This window comes from Archangium sp., from assembly GCF_036389735.1.
Taxonomy (GTDB): domain Bacteria; phylum Myxococcota; class Myxococcia; order Myxococcales; family Myxococcaceae; genus Archangium.
The window spans coordinates 1-8,919 of sequence record NZ_DASVWK010000453.1 but is presented as its reverse complement, the minus strand read 5'-3'; the positions used below and the strand labels follow the sequence as shown (position 1 = coordinate 8,919).

Genomic DNA, 8,919 nt, shown 5'->3' with positions numbered 1-8,919 from the left:
CGAGGCCAAGCTGTCGCGCATGAAGACGGACTTCGTCTCGCTGGTGAGCCATGAGCTGCGCACCCCCGTCACCTCCATCCGCATGTTCATCGAGACGCTCGCCCTGGGCCGGGTGAAGGACCCCGCCCAGACGCAACAGGTGCTGCAGATGCTCACCCAGGAGACGGAGCGGCTGAGCACCCTCATCGAGCGGGTGCTGGACTGGTCGCGCATCGAGAGCGGGCGCAAGGAGTACCACCGGGAGCTCCAGCCGGTGTCGGTGCTGGTGGAGTCCGCCGTCAGCGCCTTCCGGGCCCAGCGGCTGGAGGGGGACATGCAGCTCACCGTGGACGTCCCCGAGCACCTGCCCCCCGTCCAGGTGGACCGGGACGCCATCGCCGGGGCCCTGCTCAACCTGCTGCAGAACGCCTACAAGTACAGCGGCGAGGACAAGCGCATCGCCCTGAGCGTCCAGGCCGAGGGCAAATGGGTCAACTTCTCGGTGGAGGACCACGGGATGGGCATCGCGCCGCGCGACCGCGCACGCATCTTCGAGCGCTTCTACCGGGTGGACAATCTGCTCACCCGCAAGACGGAGGGCAGCGGGTTGGGACTGGCCATCACCAAGCGCCTGGTGGAGGCTCATGGCGGACGCATCCTCCTCAAGAGCGAGCTGGGCAAGGGCAGCCGCTTCACCCTCCAGATTCCGGTGGCCAAGGCATGAGCGACGACAAGCCCCTGCGCATCCTGGTGGTGGAGGATGACCTGGCCATCCTCACCGGACTGTCCATGAACCTGCGCTTCGAGGGCTACGAGGTCCTCCAGGCCCAGGACGGCCGCCAGGGTCTGGCGCGCGCGCTCGACGAGGCGCCGGACCTGATGGTGTTGGATGTGATGCTGCCCGAGCTCAACGGCTTCGAGGTGCTCAAGGAGCTGCGCCAGCGAGGCCGCGACACCCCCGTGGTGGTGCTCAGCGCCAAGGGGGCGGAGATGGACAAGATTCTCGGCCTCAACCTGGGCGCGGACGACTACGTGGTGAAGCCCTTCGGCCTCCAGGAGCTGCTGGCCCGCATCAACGCCGTGCTCCGCCGCCGCTACCCCACCGCGGGCGCTCCCCCACCCCTCACCTTCGGGGACGTGCTGGTGGACCCGGCCGCCAAGACGGTGACGCGCGCCGGACAGCCCGTGGAGTTCACGGCCCAGGAGTTCAAGCTGCTCGCCCACTTCCTCGCCCACCCGGGGCGCACCTTCAGCCGCGAGGAGCTGCTGAGCGCCGCCTGGGGCTATGACTACGTGGGCAGCGCGCGCACCGTGGACAACTTCATGCGCCAGCTGCGTCTCAAGCTGGAGCCGGATCCCGAGGACCCCCGGCACTTCCTCACCGTACGCGGGCTCGGCTACCGGTTCGACCGCTGAGCCATCTGCCGCACCCGGCAGCGCAGGGCGGACGGCAGGGAGGCCCACGCGGCGGTGGACCAGTGCCAGTTCGACAGCCGGTGGAACCACCAGTAGGACACCGCGATCGACACGTCCAACGACGTGACGTGGTGCCACCAGTAGATGGGGATGAAGAGGATCTCCCCCGGGTGGAGGATCACTTCCATGCCCCGGGTCTGGCGGTAGCGGGGGAAGCGCGCCAGATCCGGACGATCGACGTCCACCGGGCTGTAGCCCCCGAGGCAGCGCTGGGCGGTACAGTTCTCGTGCCAGGGCGAATAGAGGTTCGCCGTGTCCTCGGGTGGGAAGAGAACGAGCCGCTTGCGCCCGACGATCTGCACCAGCAGGTTGTCGTTGGGATCCCGGTGCAGCGGGGTGAAGGCGCCCGCCGGGCCGAACCAGAAGATGGGCTCGAGCTTCATCTTCCGGCGCACCAGCTCGGGGTAGTCGCGATGGTACGGCTGGTAGGCCTCCAGTGAGCCCACGTCCTGGTGCAGCCGCGGAAGCCGCTTCATCACCGAGGCGAAGTTCAGGTAGTACCTGGGACTCTCGGACGGGAGCAGTTCCACGTACCGCGCCAGGGTGGTCTGGAGCAGCTCCTTCTCGTTGAAGTGCTTCGTGGGGTCCCGGTCGCGCTGGACCTCGACCTCGACGGGCGTGGAGCCGAAGTGGCTCGCGAAGTACTCGGGGCTCCACCGCGCGCAGGCTTGCCACCCGGAAGCGATCCCCGTGATGATGACCGGACGACCCCGGCGAACGAACTCCTCCTGGAATCGCTCGGGACTCGGCTTGTCGACTCGCTCGATTTGCGCCAGTGGGTTGTCCATGGTGGGTCGAAACTACCACGAAAAGGAAGCACCATGAGGGCCTCCCGCCCCAGACGAGAGGGTTTCGCCGAGCTGGTCGATTTCCTCTGTGATGGCTGTGGAACAGCGCTCGGAACGAGGGCCCGTCACCACTGCTTCGACTGCGCCGCCGATCTGTGTGAGGCGTGCATGCGCACGGGGAGCCACCCGCCCGGGCACACCCTGGGCCTCTTCCAGCACCCGCCCCTGCCCGAGGGCACGCGCTTCCAGGAGGAGGTGCAGCGCTTCCTCGCCGAGGTGCAACGGGACCACGTCTACCCGGGCGTGAACACGTACCTGGGCAATACGGTCCTCCACACGCTGCTGCCCCTGCTCCAGGGCGCCGCGGCGGGTCCGGGGGGGCCGCCGCCGGACGAGCAGAGAGTCCAGATGATGGAGATGTTCCAGGCGCACATCCGCCGCCGGGCCCAGGGGCGCCTCGTCGACTATTTCGAGCGTCCGCCCATCCAGGGCCGCGGGGTGCCCGAGACGGTCTTCGCGCTGAGCCAGGGCGTCTCCGACTGTCTGCGCTGGCGGGGCGTGCCCCTGTTCAAGACGGTGTTCGACCTGGGCCTCTACCCGCGCCTGCTAGCGGATCTCCGGCCGCGCACCCTCTTCGAGTGTGGCACCGCGAGCGGCGGTGGCGCCCTGTGGCTCGCCGATCAGCTCGCCGCCCTCGGCATCGACTGCCACATCTATACCTACGACCTGGTGAAGCCCGACCTGTCCCACCCCGGGGTGACGTTCCTGCAGGGTGACAGCCACCGCGTCCAGGAGGTCTTCCCTCCCGAGCTGCTGAGCCGCGCGCCCCACCCGTGGCTGTTCCTGGAGGATGCGCACGTCAACCTCGACGGGCTGCTCTCCTACGTGCACCCGTTCCTCGACCCGGGCGACTACCTCGTCGTGGAGGACCCCGAGAGCGGCCCGGTCGGAGGCGAAGGCGCCCGCGTCGAGGACCAGCTCGGCGGGTTCCTCTGGCGCCACCGGGAGGCGTACCGCGTGGACACCTTCTACACGGACTTCTTCGGCTACAACGCCAGCTGCGCCATGGACGCCATCTTCCGGCGGATGTGAGGCCCGTGGCCTCAGCGCAGGATGCGCAGCTCTCCATCCTGGAACGAGGCCCGGTCTCCCACGTTCCACTGCCGCACGGAGATCGGGAGGCCACGCCGGGCGAACTCGGCGGCCATGGCCTCCACCTCGCCCGCCTCCCGCGGCTCCCCGTAACCCCAGCCGATGTCCGGAATGGTCTCGCCCACGCCCGCGAAGCCGTTGGCGTAGGGGAGGAAGTAGCGCGCCCGGGCCGCGGCACAGACCTCGACGGCGCCCCGCGTGCCCGCGGTGGAGCTGGGCAGCGCGCCCGCCTCGTACTGCCCGAACAGCTCGCGCAGCCGGCCAAACGGCAGCGTCGCCCAGTAGTGCGGCAGCCCCTCCATGAAGGGGCAGTGCACCTGGCGCAGGCAGCTCAGCACCACGTCCACCGGGCCCCGCTTGCGCATCGACTGCTCGGCGACCTCGATCATCCGCCCCGCCGGATCCTCGCCGCTGTCCACCAGCACCATCACCGAGAACTCGGGCGTGGTGAACCGGTAGCAGTTGCCCCAGTTGCGCACCACCGCGTCGCTCCCCGGCGCCGTGGGTGACGGCTGCTCTCCATAGAAGGGCAGGATGTCGATCTCGATGTCGCCCACGGTGACGCTCTCGCCCCACGCGGGAGCGAGCACGGTCTGGCCCATGAGCTGGAGCATCCGCGTGAAATCGGTGGACGTGAGCAGGCTGGTGCGCGGGACCTGGGGCACGATGATGGGCGTGCTCGGGGTGCGCGCGCTGTAGAGCAACGACGGCACGTGCCAGTGATCCAGGTGCCCGTGCGACACCAGGATGGCATCCCACCGCCGCTCCCCATCCATGGGCGCCTCGGGGAGGCGCGGCAGCGAGGCGTTCATGTAGATGGGATCCAACAGCAGCCGCGTCGTGCGCGACTGGATCACCAGGCTGGCGTGCTCGCGGCGGTAGATGCCCGGCTCGCGCGGCTCGGCCCACCGGAGTGGCGGGGTCTCGCCGGGCTCCAGCATCCGCAGCAGCTCCGGCTCCTGGAGGAAGGTGCACGAGTCGCGGAACGTGGCGAAGCTCCCCGACTGGCTCGCCGCCCGCACCGAGTCCGCGAAGGTCCTCACCTGCGCGTCGTCGATGGGCAGTACGCGGAAGCTCTCGTCCGGGAGGTTCGAGTAGATGAGGCGCCAGCCCCGCCCCGTGGGGTGCAGCAGCCGCTCCGAGGCCACCAGGCCCCCATCCTTGAAGCCCTCGAGCCGGAAGAGGCCCGGCTCCAGGCCGAAGCCCTCGAGCATGCCCTCCAGCGAGGTGCGGCACTTGTCCGGATCCAACCGCAGGGACACCCACTCGCGCAGGATGCCTCCCAGCAACAGCTCGATGGGGATGCCATCGGTGGCACCGGACGGAAGCAGCTCGACGTAGGTACTCCGGGAACAGATCACCGCTCACTCCACCGGCATGGAGGCCCCGGAAGTACCCTTCTTCCCGAGCAGCCCCAGGGCCTGTTTGCGCACGAAGTGGTAGTTCACCCGCGCCGTGGTCGCGACGGAGGCGAGGGTCCACCACCAGAAGTTCAACGAGATGGACAGCTCCAGCGTCCGCACGTGGTGCCACCAGCCCGAGGGGATGAAGAGGATCTCCCCCGCATCGAGCACGGTCTCGTGGGGCTGCGCTCCAGCGAAGCGCGGGAAGCGCTGGGCGTCCGGCGCCTCGACATCCACCGGGCTGAAGATGACCGTCGGCAGCTCCAACGCCGGGTAGTACAGGTGGTGCGAGTCCTCGGGAGAGAACAGCGTCCACTTCTTGCGGCCCGTCACCTGGGCGTTGAAGTTCTCCTGCCGGTCGAAGTGCACCGCGGACACCGTCCCCGCGGGTCCGAGCCAGAAACCCGGGCGCAGCGTCAGCCGCTCCTTCACCGCCTCGGGCCAGGACTCCGGAATGCCGAGCGTGCGCGGCAGCGACTCGAAGTCCTTCAGGAGCGCGGGAGCCTTCTGGAAGATGTTCGAGTACGTCACGTAGAAAGCGCCCGGCGGGTGCTCCCCCGAGAGCATCACGTCGATGATCCCCCCCAGCCGCGCTTCCTCGTAGTAGCGGTTGCGCAGGAACTCCAACGGGTCGTTCGAGGGCCGCTCGGACCTGCTGCGCTCGACGGTGATGCGGTGCTCGCCCATCTGCTCGCGGAACCACTCCGGGCTCCAGCGCGCCACGGCGGGCCAGCGGCTGGCCACCCCGGTGATGACCACGGGCCGCTGCCGATCCAGGTAGTGCTCGCGGAAGAACCCGGGAGAGGGGTTGTCGATCCGCTCGATGGGCAGAGGACGCTTCGCGTTCATGGGGGCGGGTGCGCCGCGTCAGAGCCGCGCACGGCTGCTCATGGTGACGAGGAAGAAAGCCGTTGTCCACTGGGGGAGCCGGCCGCGCAGCTCCTCCAGGGCGGGCGTGGAGGCGGACATGAGCGCCTCGCACTCCACCTCCACCGGGGCCGCTCCGCTCAGCCGCAGGACGATCTCCCAGCCCGCGTCGCCGGACGCGTGCACGTTGAAGATCGCCTCCTCTCCGTCGGGCGAGGGCGGAACCGGCTCGGCGTACTCCCACCCCGCCAGGCGGCTCTGGGGGAGCTTCAGGTTGAACTCCCACGCGCCCGGGGCCTCCACGCGCAGCCTCACCTCGCGGCCCCCTTCCGCTTCCCTGGAGGACAGGACCCGGAGCACCGGGGCGGGCACCTCGGCCGGCGGCGCGGGGCGCTCGAAGGCCTGATACCACGCCTCTCCCGGGCTCGGCGTCCACCCCTCGGCGGGCAGCGCCGCCACCACATGGCCCAGGTCCGGGGAGTCGAAGCCCAGCAGCCGCACCCGCGCCGGCTGACCCTCGCGCTGCTCGTGCACCACCTCCAGCCGCTTGGGCCGCTCGGGGGAGTAGGGAAAGCGCAGCACGAGGGCCCCCAGCACGAGCACCGCGAGCACCGCCATGGCAGCCGCCATCCCGCCCAGCCCCCGGGCGCGGTGGAGCGCCACCACCCCGAGCGTGGCGCAGCCCGCCGCCGGCAGGGCCACCAGCAAGGCGATCACCGGATCGAAGGGGATGGGCAACAGCAAGCGCCCCGAGAGCGGCACCGCCAGCACCGTCAGCATCAGCGACGCCTGGAAGAGCACCAGCGTGCCGGGAAGGAAGGAGAGGAGGAGGGCCGCCCCCCGCCACGCGGGCCGCAGCACCGCCACGAGCAGCCCGGCCGCCGTGGCCAGGCTCCACCAGAGCGCGACGTAGCCCGAGCCCATCCCGGCCCACGTCATCAATCCCAACAGGCCCACCCAGAGCACCAGCGCACCCGCCCAGGCCCGCAGGGCCCGCGTCTCCGGCTCTCCGCTACTCCGGGCCCACAGGGCATGGACGCCGAGCGAGCCCGCGAGGGCGGCGGCGCCATAACAGAGCACTCCCAGCCACGGCGTGGCGAACCAGCCATGGGGGCGATGGAACACGAGGCCCGGCACCAGCGAGAGAACACAGGCCAGCAGCAGCCCGGCCACCAGACCCAGCACCGACACGGCCACCCCCGTGGCCAGCCCCCGCGCGGAGAGGCCCCCGTGGCGCATCGCCACCGCGAGCGCCGCCACCGCGAGCAGCACCGCCAGCACCGAGAGCCACCCGGCGGTGCTCCGGCCATAGGCCACCATCACCAGGCCCGCCAGGTCGTAATAGACGCCCGGCTCCGGATCCGAGGTGGTGGGCAGCTCGAGGCTCGCCAGTTCCCGCGCCACGGCGAGGGTGTTGTCCCCCATGTGCTGGAGGCTGCCGGGCTCCAGCCGAGACACCCGATCCAGCGCGGTATGGTACGCGTAGCCGTCCTGGAAGAGGGCCATGTCCAGGCCCGTCAGCCCGCCCCGGTCGCGGTACACGCGGAAGTCCGTCTCGGAGTGGATGGCGCCGCTCTGGAAGAGATCCTGCCCCACCACGGTGCCGTAGGGGTGCGGCGCGGCGCGGGCATACGCCTCCGTCAGCCACTTGTTGCCCGGCCCTCCTTGAAACAGCGTGGCCTTGCCCCGGGCCCCGGCGGCCTCGAGGTTGATGAAGGCGCGCACGTCCCGGGCCCAGGGGTGCTCGACGAAGGCGGTGGAGCCGAGCAGCCACCCCTCCTCGGCCCCGTTGAGGCCAATGATGAGGGTGTGCCGCAGCTTCGGCCCGGCGGAGAGCACGCGCGCCACCTCCACCAGGGCCCCCACCGCGGCGGCGTCGTCCGCGGCCCCCACGCTCTCCGGCGGAGAGTCGTAATGCGCCGAGAGCAACACGGCGGACTCCGACTCACCCGGGATGCGGGCCAGCACGTTGGTGACGTGCGTGGCGAGCACCAGCGTCCCCCGGGGACTGCCCGTCATGCGCGCCGACGCCGTCTGAACCTCCACCTCCACACCGGGCAGGGCCCTCAACGTCCCGGCGAGGTACTCGGCCGCCCGCCGCTGTCCCTCGGTGCCTCCCACGCGCAGGCCAATGCCCTCGGTGAGGTGCGTCACCACCGCCATGGCGCGCGCCTCGGAGAACTCGCTCGGTGGGGCGTCGGCCGGCCGAGGCGCGGGGGGACGATCCCTCCACAGGAGGAGCAACAGCACGAGTCCGGCGGCGAGCCACACCCCGGCGGCTGGCAGGGCGCGCCGGGCGCCAGGGATCTCGGGTACAGTGTTCATGGGGCGCACCATAGCAATGCCCCTGGACCGCATCCGCCCAAGGGGATCGCCCGTTGAATGAGAAAGAACGAGCCCCTGGCTCCGGTATGCTCTCGGCGCTCGCGTTCCGCGACTTCCGTCTGTACTGGGCGGGCCTCGGCATCTCCACCGTGGGCGATGGCCTCCAGAGCGTCGCTGGAGGCTGGCTCATCGCCCGGCTCACCGACTCGGCCGCCGTCGTCGGCGGGGTGACCGGCTCGGTGATGCTCCCCCTGCTGGGGCTGATCCTGCTCGGGGGCGTGCTGGCGGACCGCTTCGAGCGCCGGAAGATCCTCCTCGTCACCCAGTCCCTGCTGGCCATGCTGGCGCTGGCCGGCTCGGTGGTGGTGGCGCTCGGACACGTGTCCCTGCCCCTCGTGGTCGTCTGGTTCCTCGTGCTCGGCGCGCTCCTGGCGTTCAACGCCCCCCCGGAGCATGCCCTGGTCGGCCAGCTGGTGCCGCCGAGCCACCTGCCGTCCGCCCTGGTGCTGCGCGAAACCAGCTTCTCCACCGCGCAGATGGTGGGCGCGGGGCTCGCCGTGGCCCTGCTCGGCCTGGGCTCGCTGCCCTGGCTCTTCTTCATCAACGCGCTGAGCTTCCTGCCGCTGCTCGTGGCCCTGTGGGTGATCCGTCCCCTCCCCGCCCCGGTCCCCGCTCCAGAAGCCGCCGGGGACGGCACCTTCCGCGAGGGCCTGCGCTATGCGTGGGGGCACCGTCCGCTGCGGGCCCTGCTCATCGCCAACGCGCTGATCGCCCTGCTCATCCACCCCTTCTACAAGGTGTTCCTCCCCCTCTTCGTGAAGACGGTGCTCGGGGGCTCCGCGCAGGAGCTGGGCCGCGTCATGTTCGGCGCGGGGCTGGGCACCATCCTCGGCTCGCTCGCACTGGCCCGCGTGGCGGCCGAGGCCCGT

General features: G+C 70.6%; 8 protein-coding genes. 4 read left to right on the top strand and 4 right to left on the bottom strand.

Going from position 1 to position 8,919, the window contains the following annotated elements; all coding sequences use genetic code 11:
- Positions 1 to 703 (top strand): sensor histidine kinase (locus tag VF794_RS16155; protein ID WP_331111363.1); only part of this gene is annotated, 703 nt, incomplete at its 5' end.
- A complete protein-coding gene (locus VF794_RS16150) occupies positions 700 to 1,395 on the top strand; it encodes a response regulator transcription factor (protein WP_331111361.1) in 696 nt (231 codons plus the stop codon). The genes VF794_RS16155 and VF794_RS16150, both read left to right, overlap by 4 nt.
- Here VF794_RS16150 and VF794_RS16145 read toward each other — a convergent pair.
- Positions 1,377 to 2,243 (bottom strand): cupin-like domain-containing protein, encoded by an 867-nt coding sequence (locus VF794_RS16145; RefSeq protein ID WP_331111359.1) that lies wholly within the window; start codon positions 2,241 to 2,243, stop codon positions 1,377 to 1,379. The genes VF794_RS16150 and VF794_RS16145 overlap by 19 nt on opposite strands.
- A 168-nt stretch (positions 2,244 to 2,411) precedes the next feature.
- On the opposite strand from VF794_RS16145, the gene VF794_RS16140 reads away from it, so the two are divergent.
- Positions 2,412 to 3,335 (top strand): CmcI family methyltransferase, encoded by a 924-nt coding sequence (locus VF794_RS16140; RefSeq protein ID WP_331111357.1) that lies wholly within the window; start codon positions 2,412 to 2,414, stop codon positions 3,333 to 3,335.
- An 11-nt stretch (positions 3,336 to 3,346) separates the two neighbouring features.
- On the opposite strand, the gene VF794_RS16135 is transcribed toward VF794_RS16140, so the two are convergent.
- The 3 genes from VF794_RS16135 to VF794_RS16125 are packed head-to-tail and all read right to left on the bottom strand — an operon-like array spanning position 3,347 to position 7,990.
- Complete coding sequence (locus VF794_RS16135; RefSeq protein WP_331111355.1) at positions 3,347 to 4,756, bottom strand: MBL fold metallo-hydrolase; 1,410 nt, start codon at positions 4,754 to 4,756, stop codon at positions 3,347 to 3,349.
- Positions 4,757 to 4,759: 3 nt separating this feature from the next.
- Positions 4,760 to 5,647, bottom strand: coding sequence for a cupin-like domain-containing protein (locus VF794_RS16130; RefSeq protein ID WP_331111353.1), 888 nt, complete (start codon positions 5,645 to 5,647; stop codon positions 4,760 to 4,762).
- A gap of 18 nt (positions 5,648 to 5,665) precedes the next feature.
- Entirely contained in the window at positions 5,666 to 7,990 is a 2,325-nt protein-coding gene (locus VF794_RS16125; RefSeq protein WP_331111351.1) for a M28 family metallopeptidase, read from the bottom strand.
- 86 nt (positions 7,991 to 8,076) lie between these two features.
- Between VF794_RS16125 and VF794_RS16120 the strand changes: the two genes are divergently transcribed.
- A partial coding sequence (locus VF794_RS16120; RefSeq protein ID WP_331111349.1) for an MFS transporter occupies positions 8,077 to 8,919 on the top strand: 843 nt, incomplete at its 3' end.

Coding starts and splice junctions, on each gene's coding strand:
- VF794_RS16150 (WP_331111361.1), top strand. CDS start 700: ATGAGCGACGACAAGCCCCTGCGCATCCTGGTGGTGGAGGATGACCTG.
- VF794_RS16145 (WP_331111359.1), bottom strand. CDS start 2,243: ATGGACAACCCACTGGCGCAAATCGAGCGAGTCGACAAGCCGAGTCCC.
- VF794_RS16140 (WP_331111357.1), top strand. CDS start 2,412: ATGCGCACGGGGAGCCACCCGCCCGGGCACACCCTGGGCCTCTTCCAG.
- VF794_RS16130 (WP_331111353.1), bottom strand. CDS start 5,647: ATGAACGCGAAGCGTCCTCTGCCCATCGAGCGGATCGACAACCCCTCT.
- VF794_RS16125 (WP_331111351.1), bottom strand. CDS start 7,990: ATGAACACTGTACCCGAGATCCCTGGCGCCCGGCGCGCCCTGCCAGCC.